A 20,166-nucleotide genomic window follows, 5' to 3' on the forward strand; every position below is an offset into this window, starting at 1 on the left:
TTTTTGTAAAACTGAATCATCTTATTTTCTGAGTCGATAAGAGTAAGGTCGGAGGCGTCCCGAAAGGGCACCGATTCCGAGCGAACCTGAAGACCGTTTGAGGGCTTATCCATGCCAAGAAGACGCGTAGCAGCCAAGCGCGAAGTGCTTGACGATCCAAAATACGGAAGCCAAATCCTGGCCAAGTTCATGAACCACGTGATGGAAAGCGGCAAGAAAGCCGTTGCCGAGCGTATCGTTTATGGCGCGCTGGAAAAGGTTAAAGAACGCAAGAACAGCGACCCCCTGGAAATCTTCGAGAAAGCTCTCGACGCCATCGCTCCGCTGGTCGAAGTGAAGTCGCGCCGTGTAGGCGGTGCTACTTACCAGGTTCCGGTTGAAGTTCGCCCGTCCCGTCGTAACGCTCTGGCAATGCGCTGGTTGGTAGACTTCGCCCGTAAGCGCGGCGAGAAGTCTATGGCTCTGCGTTTGGCCGGCGAGCTGTTGGACGCTGCTGAAGGTAAAGGTGCTGCTGTTAAGAAGCGTGAAGACGTGCACCGTATGGCTGAAGCTAACAAAGCTTTCTCGCACTACCGCTTCTAATTCTAGCTTCACTAATTTTGCGAGGGCTTTATGGCTCGTACTACTCCGATTAGCCGCTACCGTAACATCGGTATCGTTGCTCACGTGGATGCTGGTAAAACCACCACCACCGAGCGCGTACTGTTTTACACCGGCAAAAGTCACAAAATGGGCGAGGTGCATGACGGCGCCGCGACCACAGACTGGATGGTTCAGGAGCAGGAGCGTGGTATTACCATTACTTCTGCTGCTATTACCGCCTTCTGGAAAGGTTCCGAGAAGCAGTACAAAGACGAGCATCGCTTCAACGTAATCGATACCCCGGGCCACGTAGACTTCACCATTGAAGTTGAGCGTTCCCTGCGTGTACTCGACGGCGCTGTCGTTGTGTTCTGCGGTACCTCGGGTGTTGAGCCACAGTCGGAAACCGTATGGCGTCAAGCCAACAAATACGGCGTTCCACGTCTTGTTTACGTAAACAAGATGGACCGTGCTGGTGCCAACTTCCTGCGCGTGATCGGTCAGATCAAGCAGCGTCTGGGTCACACCCCGGTGCCAATTCAATTGGCCATCGGTTCCGAAGACAACTTCCAGGGTCAGATCGATCTGATCAACATGGAAGCGGTCTACTGGAATGACGCTGACAAAGGCATGGTTCCTGTTCGCAAGCCGATCCCGGCTGAGCTGCAAGAGCTGGCTGACGAGTGGCGTAACAACATGGTTGAGGCTGCGGCCGAAGCCAGCGAAGAGCTGATGAACAAGTACCTCGAAGGTGAAGAACTCACCAACGTGGAAATCAAGGCCGCTCTGCGTCAGCGTACTATCGCTGGTGAGATCGTCTTGGCTGTTTGCGGTTCTTCCTTCAAGAACAAGGGTGTTCCCCTGGTTCTCGACGCCGTTATCGACTTCCTGCCTGCTCCAACCGACATTCCTGCTATCAAGGGTTCCAACCCTGATAACGAGGAAGAAGAGATGGAGCGTCATGCTGACGACAGCGAGCCGTTCTCGGCTCTGGCGTTCAAGATCGCTACCGACCCATTCGTGGGTACTTTGACCTTCGTCCGCGTTTACTCGGGCGTGTTGGCATCCGGCGACGGCGTGATCAACTCGGTTAAAGGCAAGAAAGAGCGCGTGGGTCGTATGGTGCAAATGCACGCAAACGCCCGTGAAGAGATCAAGGAAGTACGCGCTGGTGACATCGCGGCCCTGATCGGCATGAAGGACGTCACCACTGGTGAGACTTTGTGCGACGCTGCTAAGCCAATCATCCTGGTTCGCATGGACTTCCCGGAGCCGGTTATTTCGGTTGCCGTAGAGCCTAAGACCAAGGATGACCAGGAAAAAATGGGTATCGCTCTGGGCAAACTTGCTCAGGAAGATCCATCTTTCCGCGTCAAAACTGATGAGGAGACTGGTCAAACGATCATCTCCGGCATGGGCGAGTTGCACCTGGACATCCTGGTTGACCGGATGCGCCGTGAGTTCAACGTCGAAGCCAACATCGGTAAGCCTCAGGTTTCCTATCGTGAGCGCATCACGAAGAACTGTGAAATCGAAGGCAAGTTCGTTCGTCAGTCCGGCGGTCGTGGTCAGTTCGGTCACTGCTGGATCCGTTTTGCTCCTGCTGACGAAGGTCAGGAAGGTCTGCAATTCGTGAACGAAGTAGTAGGTGGTGTTGTTCCTAAGGAATACATCCCTGCTATCCAGAAGGGTATCGAAGAGCAGATGAAGAACGGTGTTGTTGCCGGCTATCCGCTGATCGGCCTGAAAGCAACCGTTTTTGACGGTTCTTACCACGACGTCGACTCCAACGAGATGGCGTTTAAGGTGGCTGCTTCCATGGCAACCAAGCAACTGGCCCAAAAGGGCGGTGGTGAGTTGCTTGAGCCAATCATGGCGGTAGAAGTTGTTACACCTGAAGACTATATGGGTGATGTCATGGGCGACCTTAACCGTCGTCGCGGCATGATCTTGGGTATGGAAGACACGGTTTCCGGCAAAGTGATTCGCGCCGAGGTTCCGTTGGGTGAGATGTTCGGTTATGCGACCGACGTTCGCTCCATGTCCCAGGGTCGCGCAAGCTACTCTATGGAATTCAAAAAATACAACACAGCTCCGGCGCACATCGCTGAAACTGTATCCAAAAAACAAGGCTGATTCAGTCCTTTAGGCAAGGAGTTAATTGTCGTGGCTAAAGAAAAATTTGATCGTTCCCTACCGCACGTAAACGTTGGCACCATCGGCCACGTTGACCACGGTAAAACCACTCTGACCGCTGCTCTGACTCGCGTCTGCTCCGAAGTTTTCGGTTCGGCTCGTGTTGACTTCGACAAGATCGACAGCGCACCAGAAGAAAAAGCTCGTGGTATCACCATCAACACCGCGCACGTTGAGTACAACTCGACTATTCGTCACTACGCTCACGTTGACTGCCCAGGTCACGCTGACTACGTGAAGAACATGATCACTGGTGCTGCCCAAATGGACGGCGCTATCCTGGTTTGCTCGGCCGCTGATGGTCCGATGCCACAAACCCGTGAGCACATCCTGCTGTCCCGTCAGGTAGGCGTTCCGTACATCGTGGTTTTCCTGAACAAGGCTGACCTGGTAGACGACGCTGAGCTGCTGGAACTGGTTGAGATGGAAGTGCGCGATCTGCTGAGCACTTACGACTTCCCAGGCGACGACACTCCGATCATCATCGGTTCTGCTCGTATGGCTCTGGAAGGTAACGACGAAAACGAAATGGGCACCACTGCCGTTCGTAAACTGGTTGAAACTCTGGATACCTACATCCCAGAACCAGTTCGTCTGACCGACAAGCCGTTCCTGATGCCAATCGAAGACGTATTCTCGATCTCCGGTCGCGGTACTGTTGTGACTGGTCGTATCGAGCGCGGTATCGTTCGCGTTCAAGATCCACTGGAAATCGTTGGTCTGCGTGACACCACCGTCACCACCTGCACCGGTGTTGAAATGTTCCGTAAGCTGCTCGACGAAGGTCGTGCTGGCGAGAACTGCGGCGTTCTGCTGCGTGGTACCAAGCGTGACGACGTTGAGCGTGGCCAGGTTCTGGTTAAGCCAGGTTCGGTTAAGCCGCACACCAAGTTCACCGCAGAAGTTTACGTTCTGAGCAAAGAAGAAGGCGGCCGTCATACTCCGTTCTTCAAAGGCTACCGTCCACAGTTCTACTTCCGTACTACTGACGTGACCGGTAACTGCGAACTGCCAGAAGGCGTTGAAATGGTAATGCCAGGCGATAACATTCAAATGACTGTTACCCTGATCAAAACCATCGCAATGGAAGACGGTCTGCGCTTCGCTATCCGTGAAGGCGGCCGTACCGTTGGTGCTGGCGTTGTAGCTAAAATCATCGAGTAATTATCTCTTCTGAGATAGCTCGATTTTTTGAGAAGGCCCCCGCTCAGCGGGGGCCTTTTTTATTGGGTTGACACCCATCTGGGGCGTCTATAGAATTGCGCCTCCTTTTAACGGGCGTATTGCGCTCGCTGGGAATAGCAGCCGGAGTCTGAAATCCAATGCAAAATCAGCAAATCCGTATCAGGTTGAAGGCTTTTGACCATCGCCTGATCGACCAATCCACCCAGGAAATCGTGGAAACCGCGAAACGTACTGGTGCTCAAGTGCGTGGTCCAATTCCACTGCCTACCCGTAAAGAACGGTTCACCGTTCTGGTCTCCCCGCACGTCAACAAAGACGCGCGTGACCAGTACGAGATCCGTACTCATAAGCGCGTACTGGACATCGTCCAGCCAACGGATAAAACCGTTGATGCACTTATGAAGCTTGATCTGGCGGCCGGTGTGGAAGTACAGATCAGCCTCGGCTAAGACTTGGGTCTTAGTCGTGTAACGCTCTGAAATGGGCGGCCATAGCGGGTGAAAGCCCCGTACACTCATGAGGTTTACAACATGACTATTGGTGTAGTCGGTCGTAAATGCGGTATGACCCGTATTTTCACCGAAGAAGGTGTCTCCATTCCGGTCACGGTCATTGAGATCGAACCGAATCGCGTCACCCAGTTCAAAACTGAAGAAACCGATGGCTATCGTGCAGTGCAAGTCACTGTCGGCGAGCGTCGTGCTTCGCGTGTGACTGCTGCTCAAGCAGGTCACTTCGCAAAAGCAAACGTTGCAGCTGGTCGTACTGTTATGGAGTTCCGTCTCGAAGACGGCGACTACCAGGCTGGCGATCTGATCAACGCTGAAATCTTCGCCGCTGGTCAACTGGTTGATGTAACCGGTCAGTCCAAAGGTAAAGGCTTCCAGGGTACGATCAAGCGTTGGAATTTCCGTGGTCAAGACAACACTCACGGTAACTCCGTTTCCCACCGCGTCCCGGGCTCTATTGGCCAGTGCCAGACTCCTGGTCGTGTATTCAAGGGCAAAAAAATGTCCGGTCATATGGGCGCTGAGCGCGTGACCGTGCAGTCCCTCGAAGTAGTGCGCGTCGACGCTGAACGCAATCTGTTGTTGGTCAAGGGTGCTGTTCCTGGCGCTACTGGCGGCAACCTGGTTGTACGTCCAGCGGCCAAGGCTCGCGGTTAAGGGGAAGCTGACATGCAATTAAATGTAAATGACGCTCAAGCGATCGAAGTTTCCGAACTGACATTTGGCGGCGAATTCAACGAGACGCTGGTTCACCAAGCAGTCGTGGCCTACATGGCCGGCGGCCGTCAAGGTAGCAAGCAGCAAAAGACCCGTTCCGACGTACGTGGTGGCGGTAAGCGCCCTTGGCGTCAGAAAGGCACTGGCCGTGCTCGTGCCGGTACTATCCGTAGCCCAATCTGGCGTGGCGGCGGTACCACTTTCGCAGCTCGTCCACAGGATCACACTCAGAAGCTCAACAAGAAGATGTATCGCGCAGCACTGCGCTCCATCCTTGCTGAACTCGTGCGTACTGATCGTCTGGTCGTGGTTCAGGACTTCGCTGTTGAAAGTCCAAAAACCAAAGATCTGCTGGGCAAACTGAACAACATGAGCCTGACCGACGTTTTGATCGTGTCTGAAGCTGTTGATCAGAACCTGTACCTGGCTGCTCGCAACCTGCCACACGTTGATGTACGTGACGTGCAAGGTTCCGATCCAGTTAGTCTGATCGCATACGACAAGGTGTTGATCACCGTGTCGGCCGTGAAGAAATTCGAGGAGCTGCTGGGATGAACCAGGAACGCGTATTTAAAGTTCTGCTTGGCCCGCACGTTTCCGAAAAGGCTACGGTTCTGGCTGACAAGAAAGGCCAGTTCGTTTTCAAGGTTGCAACTGACGCAACCAAGCTGGAAATCAAGAAGGCCGTCGAAAGCCTGTTCAGCGTGAAAGTAGAGCGTGTTACTACCCTGAATGTTCTGGGTAAGAGCAAGCGCACTGCTCGCGGTCTGGGCAAGCGTAATGACTGGAAGAAGGCAGTTATCTCCCTTCAGCCAGGCCAAGATCTCGATTTCAGCAGCAGTGCTGAGTAAGGAAGGGGTGCATCATGGCAATCGTTAAATGCAAACCGACTTCCCCTGGCCGCCGTTTTGTGGTCAAGGTGGTCAACCAGGAGCTGCATAAAGGCGCTCCTCACGCACCGCTGCTCGAGAAAAAATCGAAGTCTGGTGGTCGTAACAACAATGGTCGTATTACCACTCGTCACATCGGTGGTGGCCATAAGCAGCATTATCGTCTGGTCGATTTCCGTCGCAACGACAAAGATGGCATCTCTGCCACTGTCGAGCGTATCGAATACGATCCAAACCGTACTGCTCACATCGCTCTGCTGCTGTACGCAGATGGCGAGCGTCGCTACATCATCGCCCCTAAAGGCGTGAGTGCTGGCGACCAGCTGATCGCAGGTGCCCTGGCACCGATCAAGCCGGGCAACGCTTTGCAACTGCGTAACATTCCAGTTGGTAGCACCGTACACGGCATCGAATTGAAGCCAGGTAAAGGCGCCCAAATCGCTCGTTCCGCTGGTGCTTCGGCTCAGCTGATCGCTCGTGAAGGTGTCTACGTGACCCTGCGTCTGCGTTCTGGTGAGATGCGTAAAGTGCTGGCTGAATGCCGCGCGACCCTGGGTGAAGTCTCGAACTCCGAGCACAGCCTGCGTTCGCTGGGTAAAGCTGGTGCCAAACGCTGGCGTGGCGTTCGCCCAACCGTTCGTGGTGTTGCCATGAACCCGGTTGACCACCCACACGGTGGTGGTGAAGGTCGTACCTCTGGTGGTCGTCATCCGGTATCGCCATGGGGCTTCCCGACTAAGGGCGCGAAGACTCGTGGTAATAAGCGTACCGACAAAATGATCGTCCGTCGTCGCAAGTAAATAGAGGGATACGACAGTGCCACGTTCTCTGAAAAAAGGTCCTTTTATTGATCTTCACCTACTGAAGAAGATCGAAGTGGCGGCGGAAAAGAACGATCGCAAACCAGTTAAAACCTGGTCGCGTCGTTCGATGATCCTGCCACAAATGGTCGGTCTGACCATCGCAGTACACAACGGTCGTCAACACGTCCCAGTTCTCGTTAACGAAGACATGGTCGGCCACAAACTAGGCGAGTTTGCCGGTACCCGCACTTATCGTGGGCACGTGGCAGACAAGAAAGCCAAGCGTTAAGGGGTAAGGAAATGGAAGTAGCCGCTAAGTTGTCGGGCGCTCGAATCTCCGCCCAGAAAGCCCGCTTGGTCGCCGACCAGATCCGCGGGAAGAAGGTGGGCGAAGCGCTCAACCTGTTGGCTTTCAGCAGTAAGAAAGCCGCCGAGATCATGAAGAAAGTGCTGGAGTCGGCCGTAGCCAACGCCGAGCATAACGAAGGCGCAGACGTTGATGACCTCAAGGTCAGCACCGTTTTCGTCAACGAAGGGCGTTCGCTGAAGCGCATCATGCCACGTGCCAAAGGCCGTGCTGATCGCATCGTCAAGCGGTCTTGCCATATCACTGTCAAGGTTGCTGACAAGTAACGGAGTCGAAGAGATGGGTCAGAAAGTACATCCCATTGGCATTCGCCTGGGAATCGTCAAGGAGCACACCTCCGTCTGGTACGCAGACGGTCGGACTTATGCGGACTATTTGTTCGCTGATCTGAAGGTGCGTGAGTATCTCCAAGACAAACTAAAAAGCGCGTCCGTAAGCCGTATCGATATCCATCGTCCGGCGCAAACTGCACGTATCACCATCCACACCGCTCGTCCAGGTATCGTTATCGGGAAGAAAGGTGAAGATGTTGAGAAACTGCGTCAGGACCTGACCAAGCAAATGGGTGTGCCTGTGCACATCAATATCGAAGAGATCCGTAAGCCGGAGCTCGACGGTATGCTGGTTGCGCAGAGCGTAGCTCAGCAGCTGGAGCGTCGCGTAATGTTCCGTCGCGCTATGAAGCGCGCCGTACAGAACGCCATGCGCATTGGTGCCAAAGGCATCAAAATCCAAGTGAGCGGTCGTCTCGGCGGTGCTGAAATCGCACGTACTGAATGGTATCGCGAAGGTCGTGTGCCACTGCACACCCTGCGTGCCGACATCGACTATGCCAACTACGAAGCTCACACCACTTACGGTGTGATCGGTGTAAAGGTTTGGATCTTCAAAGGCGAAGTAATTGGTGGTCGCCAAGAAGAACTGAAACCACAAGCACCAGCGCCTCGTAAAAAAGCTGCTAAGTAAGGGGTACGCCAAATGTTGCAACCTAAGCGTACGAAGTTCCGCAAGCAGATGACAGGCCACAACCGTGGTCTGGCTCAGCGCGGTAGCAAAGTCAGCTTCGGCGAGTTCGCGCTGAAGTCTGTAGCTCGTGGTCGTCTCACCGCTCGTCAGATCGAGTCAGCGCGTCGTGCTCTGACCCGTCACGTAAAACGTGGCGGCAAGATCTGGATCCGTGTATTCCCGGACAAGCCGATCTCCAAAAAACCTCTCGAGGTTCGGATGGGTAAAGGTAAGGGTAACGTGGAATACTGGGTAGCCCAGATTCAGCCAGGAAAAGTCCTGTATGAAATCGAGGGTGTTTCTGAAGAGCTGGCGCGTGAGGCTTTCGCCCTGGCTGCTGCAAAGCTGCCGCTCGCCACCTCCTTTGTTAAACGGACGGTGATGTGATGAAAGCGAATGAACTTCGTGAAAAATCCGCACAGCAGCTGAACGAGCAACTGCTCGGCCTGCTGCGCGACCAGTTCAATCTGCGTATGCAGAAAGCAACTGGCCAGTTGGGGCAGTCTCATCTGCTCTCGCAAGTTAAGCGTGACATCGCTCGCGTGAAGACTGTGCTCAACCAGCAGGCAGGTAAGTGATCATGGCTGAAGCCGAAAAGACTGTCCGTACGCTGACTGGCCGTGTTGTCAGCGACAAGATGGACAAAACCATCACCGTTTTGATCGAGCGTCGCGTTAAGCACCCGATCTACGGTAAATATGTTAAGCGTTCGACTAAGCTGCACGCGCACGACGAAACCAATCAGTGCCACATCGGCGACAAAGTCACTATTCGTGAAACTCGTCCGCTGGCCAAGACCAAGTCTTGGGCACTGGTTGATGTTCTCGAACGCGCTGTGGAAGTCTAAGGACTAGGGGTCGGAGAAATTATATGATTCAGACTCAATCCATGCTCGATGTGGCCGATAACAGCGGCGCTCGCCGTGTTATGTGCATCAAGGTGCTGGGTGGCTCCCATCGTCGTTACGCTGGTATCGGTGACATCATCAAAGTTACCGTGAAGGAAGCAATTCCTCGCGGTAAAGTGAAAAAAGGCCAAGTGATGACTGCTGTTGTAGTCCGCACTCGTCACGGCGTACGCCGTGCTGATGGCTCCATTATCCGCTTTGATGGCAACGCTGCTGTTCTTCTGAACAACAAGCAAGAGCCGATCGGCACCCGTATCTTTGGGCCAGTGACCCGTGAACTTCGTACTGAGAAGTTCATGAAGATCGTCTCGCTCGCCCCAGAAGTGCTGTAAGGAGATCCGACATGCAAAAGATTCGTCGTGACGACGAGATCATCGTGATCGCCGGCAAAGACAAAGGTAAGCGCGGTAAGGTGCTTAAGGTTCTCGCTAATAACCGTCTGGTTATCGGTGGTCTGAACCTGGTTAAGCGTCATACCAAGCCTAACCCGATGTCGGGCGTGCAGGGCGGTATCGTCGAGAAAGAAGCTCCGCTGGACGCTTCTAACGTCGCCATCTTCAACGGCGAAACCAACAAGGCTGACCGCGTTGGTTTCAAAGTAGAAGACGGTAAGAAAATTCGTGTCTTCAAGTCGACCCAAAAAGCGGTTGATGCTTGAACACTGCTAGGTAGATTAGACCATGGCACGACTACAAGAGATTTACCGGAAGGAAATCGCCCCTAAGCTTAAGGAAGAACTTAAGCTTGGGAACGTGATGGAAGTTCCGCGCGTTACCAAAATTACCCTGAACATGGGTCTGGGCGAAGCGATCGGCGACAAAAAAGTCATCGAGCACGCTGTTGCCGACCTGGAAAAGATCACCGGTCAGAAAGTCGTTGTGACTTACGCTCGGAAATCCATCGCTGGCTTTAAAGTCCGTGAAGGTTGGCCGATCGGCGTCAAAGTGACTCTGCGCCGTGAGCGTATGTACGAATTCCTGGATCGTCTGCTGTCGATCTCCCTGCCTCGGGTTCGCGACTTCCGCGGCCTGAATGCCAAGTCCTTCGATGGTCGTGGTAACTACAGCATGGGCGTGAAAGAGCAGATCATCTTCCCGGAAATCGACTACGACAAGATCGATGCTCTCCGCGGTCTGGACATCACCCTGACCACCACTGCCAAGAACGATGATGAAGGTCGCGCCCTGTTGCGTGCTTTCAAATTCCCGTTCCGCAACTGATTGGAGTAGGACCATGGCCAAGATGAGCATGAAAAACCGCGAGCTGAAGCGTCAGCTCACGGTTGCCAAGTACGCCAAGAAGCGTGCAGCACTGAAAGCAATCATCGTTGATCTGAACGCAAGTCCAGAAGCACGTTGGGAAGCGACAGTAGCTCTGCAGAAGCAGCCACGTGACGCAAGCGCTTCGCGCATGCGTAACCGCTGCCGCCTGACTGGTCGTCCACACGGCGTTTACCGCAAGTTCGGCCTCGGCCGTAACAAACTGCGTGAAGCGGCAATGCGTGGTGACGTACCAGGTCTGGTTAAAGCCAGCTGGTAAGTACTTTCAACGTCCAGGTGGTCTGAGTCGCAAGATACTGACCGCCGGTGACCTTGAATCTGGAACAAGCCCCTTTTGGGGCTTGTTTCATTTCTGGAGTGTGTCTAAAATACGCGGCTCGCCTGAGCCCGTGTTTTTTATGCTCGGAGATTCTCGGCGACATATGTAGCCGCAAGGCTAATTTTTTTGTATTAGGAGCGTCTAGCCCATGAGTATGCAGGACCCGTTAGCGGACATGCTAACTCGTATCCGTAATGCCCAGATGGCTGAAAAGTCCGTCGTAAGCATGCCATCTTCCAAGTTGAAGGTAGCTGTTGCCAAAGTCCTGAAAGACGAAGGCTACATTGCGGGTTATCAGATCAGCAGCGAAACCAAGCCACTGCTGTCCATCGAGCTGAAGTACTTCGAAGGCCGTTCGGTCATCGAGGAAGTGAAGCGCGTTAGCCGTCCAGGCCTGCGTCAGTACAAGTCCGCTGAAGATCTGCCGAAAGTTCGTGGCGGTCTGGGCGTGTCTATCGTCTCCACCAACAAAGGTGTGATGACGGATCGTGCTGCGCGCGCTGCCGGTGTCGGCGGCGAAGTTCTTTGCACTGTGTTCTAAGGGGGGATAAGCATGTCTCGCGTCGCTAAGAACCCCGTTAAGCTGCCAGCCGGTGTCGAAGTCAAATTCGCAGGCCAACAGCTTTCGGTGAAGGGTGCCAAGGGCACTCTTGAACTGAACATCCATTCGTCCGTTGAGATCGTTGAAGAAGCTGGTGAGCTGCGTTTCGCTGCTCGCAATGGCGATCAACAAACTCGCGCAATGGCCGGTACCACGCGTGCGTTGGTAAACAACATGGTCCAAGGCGTAAGCCAAGGCTTCGAGCGTAAGCTCCAGCTGGTCGGTGTTGGTTACAAAGCGCAAGCAAAAGGCACGGTTTTGAACCTGGCCCTTGGCTTCTCGCACCCAGTGGATTACGAACTGCCGGAAGGCATCACCGCTGAGACTCCTAGCCAGACCGATATCCTGATCAAGGGCATCGATAAGCAACTGGTAGGTCAAGTGGCTGCTGAGATCCGCGACTTCCGTCCACCAGAGCCGTACAAAGGCAAAGGTGTGCGCTACGCGGACGAAGTCGTCCGTCGTAAAGAAGCCAAGAAGAAGTAGGGCATAGCAAATGACCGACAAAAAAGTTACTCGACTGCGTCGCGCTCGCAAAGCACGCCTGAAAATGCACGAACTCGAAGTCGTGCGTCTCTGCGTGTTCCGCTCGTCGCAGCACATCTACGCCCAGGTCATCTCGGCCGACGGCAACAAAGTCCTGGCAAGCGCCTCGACTTTGGATAAAGAACTGCGTGATGGTGCCACTGGCAACATCGACGCGGCCACTAAGGTTGGCCAGCTGGTCGCTACGCGTGCTAAGGCCGCCGGCGTCTCGCAAGTGGCTTTCGACCGCTCTGGCTTCAAGTACCACGGCCGCGTGAAAGCGCTGGCTGATGCTGCTCGTGAAGCTGGGCTGGAGTTCTAAGTTATGTCAAATAACGACCAAAAGCGCGACGAAGGCTACATTGAGAAGCTGGTTCAAGTTAACCGCGTAGCCAAAACCGTTAAAGGCGGCCGTATCTTCACTTTCACCGCGTTGACCGTGGTTGGTGATGGTAAAGGGCGTGTTGGCTTCGGCCGTGGCAAGTCGCGTGAAGTGCCTGCTGCGATCCAGAAGGCAATGGAAGCTGCTCGTCGCAACATGATCCAAGTTGATCTGAACGGCACCACTCTGCAGTACGCAATGAAGTCCGCCCATGGCGCTTCGAAGGTGTACATGCAGCCTGCCTCTGAAGGTACCGGTATCATCGCTGGCGGCGCTATGCGTGCTGTCCTCGAAGTTGCTGGCGTTCAGAACGTTCTGGCCAAGTGCTACGGCTCGACTAACCCGGTAAACGTGGTTCACGCCACTTTCAAAGGTTTGAAAGCTATGCAATCTCCTGAGTCCATCGCTGCTAAGCGTGGTCTGACTGTCAAGGAGATCTTCTGATCATGGCTACCGTTAAAGTAACGCTGATCAAAAGCATGACCGGCCGCATCCCTAACCACAAACTGTGTGTTAAAGGTTTGGGTCTGCGTCGCATCGGTCACACTGTAGAAGTCCAGGATACTCCCGAGAATCGCGGGATGATCAACAAGGCTTACTACATGCTGCGTGTAGAGGGTTAATCGATGAAACTCAATGATCTGAGTCCAGCGCCGGGTTCCCGTCGCGAAAAGCATCGTCCGGGCCGTGGTATCGGTAGCGGTTTGGGTAAGACTGGTGGCCGTGGCCACAAAGGTCAAACCTCCCGCTCCGGTGGCACCATCGCTCCAGGCTTTGAAGGCGGTCAACAGCCGCTGCATCGTCGCCTGCCTAAGTTTGGTTTCGTTTCCCTGAAAGCCATGGACCGCGCAGAAGTGCGTTTGTCCGAGTTGGCTAAAGTGGAAGGCGACATCGTTACTGTGCAGACCCTGAAAGATGCCAACGTGATCAACGTCAACGTACAGCGTGTGAAAATCATGCTGTCCGGTGAAGTGACTCGCGCTGTCACTATCGGCAAGGGAATCGGCGCCACCAAAGGTGCGCGTTCGGCTATCGAAGCAGCTGGCGGCAAGTTCGAGGAATAAATGGCTAAGCAAGGTGCTCTCTCAGCGCTCGGCAAAGGCGGTATGTCTGAACTTTGGGCTCGTCTGCGTTTTCTGTTCCTGGCGATTATCGTCTACCGAATAGGCGCACACATCCCGGTTCCAGGTATCAACCCGGACCGACTCGCAGACCTGTTTCGACAGAATGAGGGGACCATTCTTAGCTTGTTCAACATGTTTTCCGGCGGCGCGCTGGAACGGATGAGCATCTTTGCACTGGGGATCATGCCGTACATTTCGGCATCGATCATCATGCAACTGATGACCGCCGTCAGCCCGCAGCTGGAGCAGTTGAAGAAGGAAGGTGAAGCTGGCCGTCGCAAGATTAGCCAGTACACCCGCTACGGCACTGTCATCCTCGCCCTGGTCCAAGCTATCGGCATGTCCGTTGGCCTGGCAGGGCAGGGTGTTGCGTTCACTGGTGACTTTGGCTTCCATTTCGTCGCGGTATCCACTTTTGTGGCTGGTGCGATGTTTATGATGTGGCTGGGTGAGCAGATTACTGAGCGTGGTGTTGGCAACGGTATCTCGATGTTGATTTTCGCAGGTATCGTCGCCGGTCTTCCGAGAGCGATCGGGCAGTCTTTCGAGTCTGCACGTCAGGGTGATATCAATATCTTTGCCCTGGTTGCCATCGGTTTGCTGGCAGTAGCGATTATCGGTTTTGTGGTGTTCATTGAGCGTGGCCAGCGTCGTATTGCTGTTCACTACGCCAAGCGTCAGCAGGGCCGTAAGGTTTTTGCTGCGCAGACCAGCCACTTGCCGCTGAAAGTGAATATGGCCGGTGTTATCCCGGCAATTTTCGCGAGCAGCATTTTGCTGTTTCCGGCTTCGTTGGGTACCTGGTTTGGTCAGTCTGAAAATATGGGCTGGCTGCAGGACCTCTCTCAGTCGATCGCTCCTGGTCAGCCGTTGAATATTCTGCTGTTTAGTGCAGGGATTATTTTCTTCTGCTTCTTCTATACGGCGTTGATGTTCAATCCGAAAGACGTAGCGGAAAACCTGAAGAAGTCCGGTGCCTTTATTCCGGGCATCCGTCCAGGTGAGCAGTCGGCACGCTACATTGATGGCGTTCTGACTCGTTTGACCCTGTTCGGTGCTCTATATATGACGGCCGTGTGCTTGTTGCCCCAGTTCCTGGTGGTTGCAGCAAACGTTCCGTTCTACCTTGGCGGGACCTCGTTGCTGATCGTGGTCGTGGTTGTGATGGACTTCATGTCCCAAGTACAATCGCACCTCGTTTCGCACCAGTACGAATCCCTGATGAAGAAAGCCAACCTGAAGGGCTACGGCAGCGGCATGTTGCGCTGAGTACCCCATAAGGTTCGAGGAGTTGGTGATGAAAGTTCGTGCATCGGTGAAAAAGCTGTGCCGTAACTGCAAGATTATTCGCCGCGAAGGTGTTGTTCGAGTAATTTGCAGCGCGGAACCGCGTCACAAACAGCGCCAAGGCTGAGTGTGATCCGCTTGAAGCCCGGCAGCTAGTGCGCTGCCGGGTTGATTATTTGTTATTACAGCGATATTATCTCGCGCCCTATTTCTTGGCTTCCGGGGCGTAGGTAGCTGTCAATTGGAGTCCCACTGAATGGCCCGTATTGCAGGCGTTAACATTCCAGATAACAAGCACACTGTTATCTCGCTGACCTACATCTATGGTGTTGGTCGCACTACTGCGCAGAAAATTTGCGCAGTTGCTGGGGTAAACCCAGCCGCTAAGATCAAGGATCTGAGCGACGAGCAGATTGAACAGCTGCGTGGCGAAGTCGCGAAGTTCACCACTGAAGGTGATCTGCGTCGCGAAATCAACATGAAAATCAAGCGTTTGATGGACCTCGGTTGCTATCGCGGTCTGCGTCATCGTCGTGGTCTTCCAGTACGCGGTCAGCGTACCAAGACTAACGCGCGTACCCGTAAAGGTCCGCGTAAGCCGATCCGCAAGTAATCGCCCCAGCGAATCGACAGGAAAATTATCATGGCAAAACCTGCTGCTCGTCCTCGTAAAAAAGTTAAAAAGACAGTGGTTGATGGCATCGCCCACATCCATGCTTCTTTTAACAACACCATCGTGACCATCACCGACCGTCAAGGTAACGCGCTTTCTTGGGCTACCTCCGGTGGTTCGGGTTTCCGCGGTTCCCGCAAGTCCACCCCGTTTGCTGCTCAAGTAGCTGCTGAACGTGCTGGCCAAGCTGCGCTGGAATACGGCCTGAAAAACCTCGACGTTAACGTCAAGGGTCCAGGTCCAGGTCGTGAGTCTGCTGTCCGTGCTTTGAACGGCTGTGGCTATAAGATCGCCAGCATCACCGACGTGACGCCAATCCCGCACAACGGGTGCCGTCCGCCGAAGAAGCGCCGCGTGTAATCCAGGAGATTGTAAAGAATGGCTCGTTACATTGGTCCAAAATGCAAACTCGCTCGTCGCGAAGGCACCGATCTCTTCCTGAAGAGCGGCGTGCGCGCGATCGAATCGAAGTGCAACATTGAAGCAGCACCTGGTATCCACGGCCAACGCCGCGGTCGCCAGTCCGATTACGGCACCCAACTGCGTGAAAAGCAGAAGGTCCGTCGTATTTACGGCGTTCTCGAGCGTCAGTTCAGCGGCTACTACAAAGAAGCTGCTGGCAAGAAAGGTGCAACCGGTGAAAACCTGCTGCAACTGCTCGAATGCCGTCTGGACAACGTTGTATACCGTATGGGCTTTGGTTCGACTCGTGCCGAATCCCGTCAGCTGGTATCGCACAAGTCGATCAGCGTTAACGGTCAGACCGTAAACGTTCCGTCCTACCAGGTTCGTGCTGGTGACGTGGTCGCAGTTCGCGAGAAAGCAAAAAACCAACTTCGCATTGTCCAAGCTCTCGATCTGTGTGCCCAACGTGGCCGCGTAGAATGGGTAGAAGTAGACACTGAGAAGAAGTCGGGCGTTTTCAAGAACGTTCCTGCTCGCAGTGATCTGTCCGCCGACATCAACGAAAGCCTGATTGTCGAGCTCTACTCCAAGTAAGGGCTAGAAAATAGGTGCATCCATGCAGATTTCGGTAAATGAGTTCCTGACACCCCGCCACATTGATGTGCAGGTTGTCAGTCCAACCCGCGCCAAGATCACTCTCGAGCCTCTCGAGCGTGGTTTTGGCCACACCCTGGGCAACGCGCTGCGCCGCATCCTGTTGTCCTCAATGCCCGGCTGTGCAGTAGTCGAGGCCGAGATTGACGGTGTGCTCCACGAGTACAGCGCCATCGAAGGTGTACAGGAAGACGTAATTGAAATCCTGTTGAACCTTAAAGGTCTGGCTATCAAGCTGCACGGCCGTGACGAAGTTACGCTGACCTTGTCGAAGAAGGGTTCGGGGGTGGTTACCGCTGCCGATATTCAGCTGGATCATGATGTCGAGATCGTTAACCCCGATCACGTAATCGCTAACCTGGCGTCTAACGGCGCCCTGAACATGAAGCTCACCGTAGCTCGTGGTCGTGGTTATGAACCGGCCGACTCGCGTCAGAGCGATGAAGACGAAAGCCGCAGCATTGGTCGCTTGCAGCTTGACTCTTCGTTCAGCCCGGTTCGCCGTATCGCATACGTGGTGGAAAACGCCCGTGTCGAGCAGCGTACTAACCTGGACAAGCTGGTTATTGATCTGGAAACCAACGGTACTCTGGATCCTGAAGAGGCTATCCGCCGCGCTGCAACCATTCTGCAACAGCAGTTGGCTGCGTTCGTCGACCTCAAAGGTGACAGCGAACCAGTGGTAATCGAGCAGGAAGACGAGATCGATCCGATCCTGCTTCGCCCGGTTGACGATCTGGAACTGACTGTACGTTCGGCTAACTGCCTTAAGGCGGAAAACATTTACTACATCGGTGACCTGATCCAGCGCACCGAAGTAGAACTGTTGAAGACTCCGAACCTGGGCAAGAAATCCTTGACTGAAATCAAGGACGTTCTGGCCTCCCGCGGTCTGTCCCTCGGCATGCGCCTCGACAACTGGCCGCCTGCAAGTCTTAAGAAGGACGACAAGGCGACTGCCTGATCGTCGTAATCACCGAACGTGAGTTTGGTAAGGAATGAACCATGCGTCATCGTAAAAGTGGTCGTCACCTGAGCCGTACCAGCTCGCACCGCAAGGCCATGTTCCAAAACATGGCGGTGTCGCTGTTCGAGCACGAGCTGATCAAAACTACACTGCCGAAAGCTAAAGAACTGCGTCGCGTTGCTGAGCCGCTGATCACTTTGGCCAAGACAGACAGCCTGGCTAACCGCCGTCTGGCTTTCGACCGTACTCGTTCGAAAGCTATCGTTGGTAAGCTCTTCAACGACCTGGGCAAGCGTTACGCTACCCGTGAGGGTGGCTACCTGCGCATCCTCAAGTGCGGCTTCCGCGCTGGCGACAACGCGCCTATGGCGTACGTCGAGTTGGTTGATCGTGCTACTGCCGGCGAAGCTGTAAGCGCCGAGTAAGACGACAAGCTGTAACGAAAAACCGGGCCTAGCGCCCGGTTTTTTGTGCGCGTAATAAAAGCGCGATTTGTACAAGCTTCCACAGGTAGCACTTGGCACTATGAGCACCGGGGTTATTGGTAGTTATTTTCTATGGGCGCCTACAATTTAATGAATTTGTAGGTGTCATGTTGATGATCAATACTCCCTGCAAGCCGATTAGCCGGCAGTTTCAAGTCCGACCTGAGGAAAATTGAGCATGAGCCAGAATAAAATCCTTACGACCGCCAGCGGTGCTCCCGTTGCGGATAACCAGAATTCCCGTTCCGCCGGCCCGCGCGGACCGTTGCTGCTCGACGACTTCCACCTGATCGAGAAGCTTGCTCACTTCAACCGTGAAAACATCCCTGAACGCCGTGTGCACGCCAAGGGGTCGGGTGCCTACGGTACGTTTACGGTCACACGTGACATCACTCAGTACACCAGCGCCAAGCTGTTCGAGGCCATTGGCAAGCAGACGCCGACGTTCCTGCGCTTCTCTACCGTAGGCGGTGAGCGCGGTTCGGCGGATACCGAGCGTGACCCACGTGGCTTCGCCCTCAAGTTCTATACCGAAGAAGGTAACTGGGACATCGTGGGTAACAACACGCCGGTGTTCTTCATTCGTGATCCATTGAAGTTTCCTGACTTCATCCATACCCAGAAACGCCTGCCGCAAAGCAATCTGAAAAGCGCGCAGATGATGTGGGACTTCTGGTCGCACTCCCCAGAAGCATTGCACCAGGTCACCATTCTGTTTTCCGACCGTGGTATCCCCGACGGCTACCGTCATATGCACGGTTTCGGCAGCCATACCTACAGCCTGATCAACGCCAATGGCGAACGGCATTGGGTGAAGTGGCACTACAAGACCAAGCAAGGCATCAAGAACCTGGCGCCTGCTGAGGCTGCGCGTCTGGCCGGTACCGATCCTGACTACGCCCAGCGCGATCTGTTTGGTGCGATCGAGCGCGGTGACTTCCCGAAATGGCGCGTGTGCATCCAGATCATGACCGAGGCTCAAGCGAACGCTCACTACGAGAACCCGTTTGACGTGACCAAAACCTGGTCGCAAAAAGAGTTTCCGTTGATCGAAGTGGGTGAGTTGGAACTCAACCGCAACCCGCAGAACTACTTCGCTGAGGTCGAGCAGGCCGCGTTCGGCCCTAGCAACATGGTGCCAGGTGTTGGCTTGTCCCCGGACCGCATGCTGCAAGGTCGTGTGTTCGCTTACGCAGATGCCCACCGCTACCGTGTTGGCACCAACCACCAGCAACTGCCGGTGAACGCGCCTCGAAGCCCGGTTAACAGCTACCAGCGTGATGGCTCGATGGCCTTCGGCAGCAATGGCGGCGCAGCGCCTAACTACGAGCCGAACAGCTACACCGATGCACCGAAACAAGCACCTCAGTACGCGGAGCCTGCATTGGCGTTGAGCGGTGCCGCTGATCGTTACGATCACCGTGAGGACACCGATTACTACAGCCACGCCGGTGCGCTCTTCCGTCTGATGAACGATGAGCAGAAAGCGCTGCTCACCAACAACATCGCCGGTGCAATGGCAGGAGTCTCCGGTGACGTGGTTCAGCGCCAATTGCAGCACTTCTACAAGGCAGACCCTGCTTATGGAGACGCAATCGCAAAGGCACTGGGTGTATCGCTTAACTAACTCTAAACGATAAGCAGAACCGCCCTCATTTGGGCGGTTTTTGCGTTATTTCAGCTACTTTTCTTCGTAAATCCGCACTTTTCTGCCGTTGGTCCCGTGACCTTCCGGTCGTCTTGGTTCAAACTACAGACTTTCAAGCAGGGAGATGTAGGGCGATGCAAGGTCATCCCGACGTAATCGATTACCTCAACACGTTGCTGACGGGCGAACTGGCAGCTCGTGACCAATATTTCATCCATTCGCGTATGTACGAAGACTGGGGCTTTACCGAGCTCTACGAGCGTATCAACCACGAGATGGAAGAAGAGGCACAGCACGCTGACGCCCTGATGCGCCGTATCCTGATGCTCGAAGGCACGCCACGTATGCGTCCCGATGACCTGGATGTGGGCACTACCGTGCCTGACATGCTCGCAGCCGACCTTCGCCTTGAGTACAAGGTGCGTGCCGCGCTCTGCAAGGGCATCGAGCTCTGCGAGCAGCACAACGACTATGTCACCCGGGAAATCCTGCGGGTGCAGTTGAATGACACTGAAGAAGATCACACCTACTGGCTCGAAAAGCAGTTGGGCTTGATCAAGTTGATTGGCCTGGAAAACTACCTGCAATCGCAGTTCTGATTCCCCGGCTACAAAAAAGCCCCTGTCACTGATGAAGTGACAGGGGCTTTTTATTG

At 54.4% G+C, this 20,166-nt stretch carries 33 protein-coding genes; all 33 read left to right on the forward strand.

Annotated features, from left to right (window positions below):
* The first annotated feature begins 111 nt into the window (after positions 1-111).
* The 33 genes from rpsG to bfr all read left to right on the forward strand — a co-directional run bounded on the left by rpsG (position 112) and on the right by bfr (position 20,110).
* Complete coding sequence (rpsG, locus tag GIW02_RS17365) at positions 112-582, forward strand: 30S ribosomal protein S7 (RefSeq protein WP_002555493.1); 471 nt, start codon at positions 112-114, stop codon at positions 580-582.
* A gap of 30 nt (positions 583-612) precedes the next feature.
* Positions 613-2,718, forward strand: a complete 2,106-nt coding sequence (gene fusA, locus GIW02_RS17370) for an elongation factor G (protein ID WP_236411516.1) — start codon at positions 613-615, stop codon at positions 2,716-2,718.
* 30 nt (positions 2,719-2,748) lie between these two features.
* On the forward strand, positions 2,749-3,942 hold the full coding sequence (gene tuf, locus GIW02_RS17375; RefSeq protein ID WP_025857206.1) for an elongation factor Tu: 1,194 nt from the start codon (positions 2,749-2,751) through the stop codon (positions 3,940-3,942).
* Positions 3,943-4,100: 158 nt separating this feature from the next.
* The gene (gene rpsJ, locus GIW02_RS17380; protein WP_003186070.1) at positions 4,101-4,412 is read left to right on the forward strand and encodes a 30S ribosomal protein S10; all 312 of its coding nucleotides are present in this window, start codon (positions 4,101-4,103) and stop codon (positions 4,410-4,412) included.
* A gap of 81 nt (positions 4,413-4,493) precedes the next feature.
* Positions 4,494-5,129, forward strand: coding sequence for a 50S ribosomal protein L3 (gene rplC / locus GIW02_RS17385; protein ID WP_003194649.1), 636 nt, complete (start codon positions 4,494-4,496; stop codon positions 5,127-5,129).
* Between the two features lie 12 nt (positions 5,130-5,141).
* Positions 5,142-5,744: a 50S ribosomal protein L4 gene (gene rplD / locus GIW02_RS17390; RefSeq protein WP_017135963.1), complete on the forward strand. Its 603-nt coding sequence runs from the start codon at positions 5,142-5,144 to the stop codon at positions 5,742-5,744.
* Positions 5,741-6,040, forward strand: coding sequence for a 50S ribosomal protein L23 (gene rplW, locus GIW02_RS17395; RefSeq protein ID WP_002555488.1), 300 nt, complete (start codon positions 5,741-5,743; stop codon positions 6,038-6,040). The genes rplD and rplW overlap by 4 nt, the downstream gene beginning before the upstream one ends.
* Before the next feature lie 14 nt (positions 6,041-6,054).
* Positions 6,055-6,879: a 50S ribosomal protein L2 gene (gene rplB, locus GIW02_RS17400; RefSeq protein ID WP_008053874.1), complete on the forward strand. Its 825-nt coding sequence runs from the start codon at positions 6,055-6,057 to the stop codon at positions 6,877-6,879.
* Between the two features lie 16 nt (positions 6,880-6,895).
* Positions 6,896-7,171 (forward strand): 30S ribosomal protein S19, encoded by a 276-nt coding sequence (gene rpsS, locus GIW02_RS17405; RefSeq protein WP_002555486.1) that lies wholly within the window; start codon positions 6,896-6,898, stop codon positions 7,169-7,171.
* Positions 7,172-7,182: 11 nt separating this feature from the next.
* Positions 7,183-7,515 (forward strand): 50S ribosomal protein L22, encoded by a 333-nt coding sequence (rplV, locus tag GIW02_RS17410; protein WP_003103908.1) that lies wholly within the window; start codon positions 7,183-7,185, stop codon positions 7,513-7,515.
* A gap of 13 nt (positions 7,516-7,528) precedes the next feature.
* Positions 7,529-8,215: a 30S ribosomal protein S3 gene (gene rpsC, locus GIW02_RS17415; protein ID WP_003176422.1), complete on the forward strand. Its 687-nt coding sequence runs from the start codon at positions 7,529-7,531 to the stop codon at positions 8,213-8,215.
* A 12-nt stretch (positions 8,216-8,227) separates the two neighbouring features.
* The gene (rplP, locus tag GIW02_RS17420; protein WP_003176421.1) at positions 8,228-8,641 is read left to right on the forward strand and encodes a 50S ribosomal protein L16; all 414 of its coding nucleotides are present in this window, start codon (positions 8,228-8,230) and stop codon (positions 8,639-8,641) included.
* On the forward strand, positions 8,641-8,832 hold the full coding sequence (gene rpmC / locus GIW02_RS17425; RefSeq protein WP_002555481.1) for a 50S ribosomal protein L29: 192 nt from the start codon (positions 8,641-8,643) through the stop codon (positions 8,830-8,832). Before rplP ends, rpmC begins: the two co-directional genes overlap by 1 nt.
* A 2-nt stretch (positions 8,833-8,834) precedes the next feature.
* On the forward strand, positions 8,835-9,101 hold the full coding sequence (rpsQ, locus tag GIW02_RS17430; protein ID WP_003176419.1) for a 30S ribosomal protein S17: 267 nt from the start codon (positions 8,835-8,837) through the stop codon (positions 9,099-9,101).
* Positions 9,102-9,124: 23 nt separating this feature from the next.
* Entirely contained in the window at positions 9,125-9,493 is a 369-nt protein-coding gene (gene rplN, locus GIW02_RS17435) for a 50S ribosomal protein L14 (protein ID WP_002555479.1), read from the forward strand.
* Between the two features lie 11 nt (positions 9,494-9,504).
* Entirely contained in the window at positions 9,505-9,819 is a 315-nt protein-coding gene (gene rplX / locus GIW02_RS17440) for a 50S ribosomal protein L24 (RefSeq protein ID WP_003176416.1), read from the forward strand.
* 22 nt (positions 9,820-9,841) lie between these two features.
* Positions 9,842-10,381, forward strand: a complete 540-nt coding sequence (rplE, locus tag GIW02_RS17445; protein ID WP_003194642.1) for a 50S ribosomal protein L5 — start codon at positions 9,842-9,844, stop codon at positions 10,379-10,381.
* Positions 10,382-10,394: 13 nt separating this feature from the next.
* Positions 10,395-10,700: a 30S ribosomal protein S14 gene (rpsN, locus tag GIW02_RS17450; protein ID WP_003176414.1), complete on the forward strand. Its 306-nt coding sequence runs from the start codon at positions 10,395-10,397 to the stop codon at positions 10,698-10,700.
* A gap of 208 nt (positions 10,701-10,908) precedes the next feature.
* A complete protein-coding gene (gene rpsH / locus GIW02_RS17455) occupies positions 10,909-11,301 on the forward strand; it encodes a 30S ribosomal protein S8 (protein WP_010566853.1) in 393 nt (130 codons plus the stop codon).
* A 12-nt stretch (positions 11,302-11,313) separates the two neighbouring features.
* Positions 11,314-11,847 (forward strand): 50S ribosomal protein L6, encoded by a 534-nt coding sequence (rplF, locus tag GIW02_RS17460; protein WP_003176412.1) that lies wholly within the window; start codon positions 11,314-11,316, stop codon positions 11,845-11,847.
* A 10-nt stretch (positions 11,848-11,857) separates the two neighbouring features.
* Positions 11,858-12,208 carry a 50S ribosomal protein L18 gene (gene rplR / locus GIW02_RS17465; RefSeq protein ID WP_003186037.1) on the forward strand — a complete coding sequence of 117 codons (351 nt, stop codon included), beginning with the start codon at positions 11,858-11,860 and terminating at the stop codon, positions 12,206-12,208.
* Between the two features lie 3 nt (positions 12,209-12,211).
* Positions 12,212-12,712 carry a 30S ribosomal protein S5 gene (gene rpsE, locus GIW02_RS17470; protein ID WP_003176409.1) on the forward strand — a complete coding sequence of 167 codons (501 nt, stop codon included), beginning with the start codon at positions 12,212-12,214 and terminating at the stop codon, positions 12,710-12,712.
* Between the two features lie 2 nt (positions 12,713-12,714).
* Entirely contained in the window at positions 12,715-12,891 is a 177-nt protein-coding gene (rpmD, locus tag GIW02_RS17475) for a 50S ribosomal protein L30 (RefSeq protein WP_003176408.1), read from the forward strand.
* A gap of 3 nt (positions 12,892-12,894) precedes the next feature.
* Entirely contained in the window at positions 12,895-13,332 is a 438-nt protein-coding gene (rplO, locus tag GIW02_RS17480; RefSeq protein WP_003176407.1) for a 50S ribosomal protein L15, read from the forward strand.
* A complete protein-coding gene (gene secY / locus GIW02_RS17485; RefSeq protein WP_003176406.1) occupies positions 13,333-14,661 on the forward strand; it encodes a preprotein translocase subunit SecY in 1,329 nt (442 codons plus the stop codon).
* 28 nt (positions 14,662-14,689) lie between these two features.
* Positions 14,690-14,806 (forward strand): 50S ribosomal protein L36, encoded by a 117-nt coding sequence (rpmJ, locus tag GIW02_RS17490; protein WP_002555468.1) that lies wholly within the window; start codon positions 14,690-14,692, stop codon positions 14,804-14,806.
* Between the two features lie 129 nt (positions 14,807-14,935).
* Positions 14,936-15,292, forward strand: a complete 357-nt coding sequence (rpsM, locus tag GIW02_RS17495) for a 30S ribosomal protein S13 (RefSeq protein ID WP_003194635.1) — start codon at positions 14,936-14,938, stop codon at positions 15,290-15,292.
* Between the two features lie 30 nt (positions 15,293-15,322).
* Positions 15,323-15,712, forward strand: coding sequence for a 30S ribosomal protein S11 (gene rpsK / locus GIW02_RS17500; protein ID WP_002555466.1), 390 nt, complete (start codon positions 15,323-15,325; stop codon positions 15,710-15,712).
* Positions 15,713-15,730: 18 nt separating this feature from the next.
* Positions 15,731-16,351, forward strand: coding sequence for a 30S ribosomal protein S4 (rpsD, locus tag GIW02_RS17505; protein ID WP_003176404.1), 621 nt, complete (start codon positions 15,731-15,733; stop codon positions 16,349-16,351).
* 22 nt (positions 16,352-16,373) lie between these two features.
* Complete coding sequence (locus GIW02_RS17510) at positions 16,374-17,375, forward strand: DNA-directed RNA polymerase subunit alpha (protein ID WP_003176403.1); 1,002 nt, start codon at positions 16,374-16,376, stop codon at positions 17,373-17,375.
* 41 nt (positions 17,376-17,416) lie between these two features.
* Positions 17,417-17,803 (forward strand): 50S ribosomal protein L17, encoded by a 387-nt coding sequence (gene rplQ / locus GIW02_RS17515; RefSeq protein WP_003176402.1) that lies wholly within the window; start codon positions 17,417-17,419, stop codon positions 17,801-17,803.
* Between the two features lie 238 nt (positions 17,804-18,041).
* Positions 18,042-19,490: a catalase gene (locus tag GIW02_RS17520; RefSeq protein WP_236411514.1), complete on the forward strand. Its 1,449-nt coding sequence runs from the start codon at positions 18,042-18,044 to the stop codon at positions 19,488-19,490.
* Between the two features lie 155 nt (positions 19,491-19,645).
* Entirely contained in the window at positions 19,646-20,110 is a 465-nt protein-coding gene (gene bfr, locus GIW02_RS17525) for a bacterioferritin (RefSeq protein WP_003176400.1), read from the forward strand.
* The last annotated feature ends 56 nt before the right edge of the window (positions 20,111-20,166 follow it).

This window comes from Pseudomonas syringae, assembly GCF_021606685.1.
GTDB classification, from domain to species: domain Bacteria; phylum Pseudomonadota; class Gammaproteobacteria; order Pseudomonadales; family Pseudomonadaceae; genus Aquipseudomonas; species Aquipseudomonas syringae_R.

Excerpts from the sequence above, each read along its gene's own strand:
- rpsG (WP_002555493.1), top strand. The coding sequence starts at position 112 with ATGCCAAGAAGACGCGTAGCAGCCAAGCGCGAAGTGCTTGACGATCCA.
- fusA (WP_236411516.1), top strand. The coding sequence starts at position 613 with ATGGCTCGTACTACTCCGATTAGCCGCTACCGTAACATCGGTATCGTT.
- rpsJ (WP_003186070.1), top strand. The coding sequence starts at position 4,101 with ATGCAAAATCAGCAAATCCGTATCAGGTTGAAGGCTTTTGACCATCGC.
- rplC (WP_003194649.1), top strand. The coding sequence starts at position 4,494 with ATGACTATTGGTGTAGTCGGTCGTAAATGCGGTATGACCCGTATTTTC.
- rplD (WP_017135963.1), top strand. The coding sequence starts at position 5,142 with ATGCAATTAAATGTAAATGACGCTCAAGCGATCGAAGTTTCCGAACTG.
- rplW (WP_002555488.1), top strand. The coding sequence starts at position 5,741 with ATGAACCAGGAACGCGTATTTAAAGTTCTGCTTGGCCCGCACGTTTCC.
- rplB (WP_008053874.1), top strand. The coding sequence starts at position 6,055 with ATGGCAATCGTTAAATGCAAACCGACTTCCCCTGGCCGCCGTTTTGTG.
- rplV (WP_003103908.1), top strand. The coding sequence starts at position 7,183 with ATGGAAGTAGCCGCTAAGTTGTCGGGCGCTCGAATCTCCGCCCAGAAA.
- rpsC (WP_003176422.1), top strand. The coding sequence starts at position 7,529 with ATGGGTCAGAAAGTACATCCCATTGGCATTCGCCTGGGAATCGTCAAG.
- rplP (WP_003176421.1), top strand. The coding sequence starts at position 8,228 with ATGTTGCAACCTAAGCGTACGAAGTTCCGCAAGCAGATGACAGGCCAC.
- rpmC (WP_002555481.1), top strand. The coding sequence starts at position 8,641 with ATGAAAGCGAATGAACTTCGTGAAAAATCCGCACAGCAGCTGAACGAG.
- rpsQ (WP_003176419.1), top strand. The coding sequence starts at position 8,835 with ATGGCTGAAGCCGAAAAGACTGTCCGTACGCTGACTGGCCGTGTTGTC.
- rplN (WP_002555479.1), top strand. The coding sequence starts at position 9,125 with ATGATTCAGACTCAATCCATGCTCGATGTGGCCGATAACAGCGGCGCT.
- rplX (WP_003176416.1), top strand. The coding sequence starts at position 9,505 with ATGCAAAAGATTCGTCGTGACGACGAGATCATCGTGATCGCCGGCAAA.
- rplE (WP_003194642.1), top strand. The coding sequence starts at position 9,842 with ATGGCACGACTACAAGAGATTTACCGGAAGGAAATCGCCCCTAAGCTT.
- rpsN (WP_003176414.1), top strand. The coding sequence starts at position 10,395 with ATGGCCAAGATGAGCATGAAAAACCGCGAGCTGAAGCGTCAGCTCACG.
- rpsH (WP_010566853.1), top strand. The coding sequence starts at position 10,909 with ATGAGTATGCAGGACCCGTTAGCGGACATGCTAACTCGTATCCGTAAT.
- rplF (WP_003176412.1), top strand. The coding sequence starts at position 11,314 with ATGTCTCGCGTCGCTAAGAACCCCGTTAAGCTGCCAGCCGGTGTCGAA.
- rplR (WP_003186037.1), top strand. The coding sequence starts at position 11,858 with ATGACCGACAAAAAAGTTACTCGACTGCGTCGCGCTCGCAAAGCACGC.
- rpsE (WP_003176409.1), top strand. The coding sequence starts at position 12,212 with ATGTCAAATAACGACCAAAAGCGCGACGAAGGCTACATTGAGAAGCTG.
- rpmD (WP_003176408.1), top strand. The coding sequence starts at position 12,715 with ATGGCTACCGTTAAAGTAACGCTGATCAAAAGCATGACCGGCCGCATC.
- rplO (WP_003176407.1), top strand. The coding sequence starts at position 12,895 with ATGAAACTCAATGATCTGAGTCCAGCGCCGGGTTCCCGTCGCGAAAAG.
- secY (WP_003176406.1), top strand. The coding sequence starts at position 13,333 with ATGGCTAAGCAAGGTGCTCTCTCAGCGCTCGGCAAAGGCGGTATGTCT.
- rpmJ (WP_002555468.1), top strand. The coding sequence starts at position 14,690 with ATGAAAGTTCGTGCATCGGTGAAAAAGCTGTGCCGTAACTGCAAGATT.
- rpsM (WP_003194635.1), top strand. The coding sequence starts at position 14,936 with ATGGCCCGTATTGCAGGCGTTAACATTCCAGATAACAAGCACACTGTT.
- rpsK (WP_002555466.1), top strand. The coding sequence starts at position 15,323 with ATGGCAAAACCTGCTGCTCGTCCTCGTAAAAAAGTTAAAAAGACAGTG.
- rpsD (WP_003176404.1), top strand. The coding sequence starts at position 15,731 with ATGGCTCGTTACATTGGTCCAAAATGCAAACTCGCTCGTCGCGAAGGC.
- GIW02_RS17510 (WP_003176403.1), top strand. The coding sequence starts at position 16,374 with ATGCAGATTTCGGTAAATGAGTTCCTGACACCCCGCCACATTGATGTG.
- rplQ (WP_003176402.1), top strand. The coding sequence starts at position 17,417 with ATGCGTCATCGTAAAAGTGGTCGTCACCTGAGCCGTACCAGCTCGCAC.
- GIW02_RS17520 (WP_236411514.1), top strand. The coding sequence starts at position 18,042 with ATGAGCCAGAATAAAATCCTTACGACCGCCAGCGGTGCTCCCGTTGCG.
- bfr (WP_003176400.1), top strand. The coding sequence starts at position 19,646 with ATGCAAGGTCATCCCGACGTAATCGATTACCTCAACACGTTGCTGACG.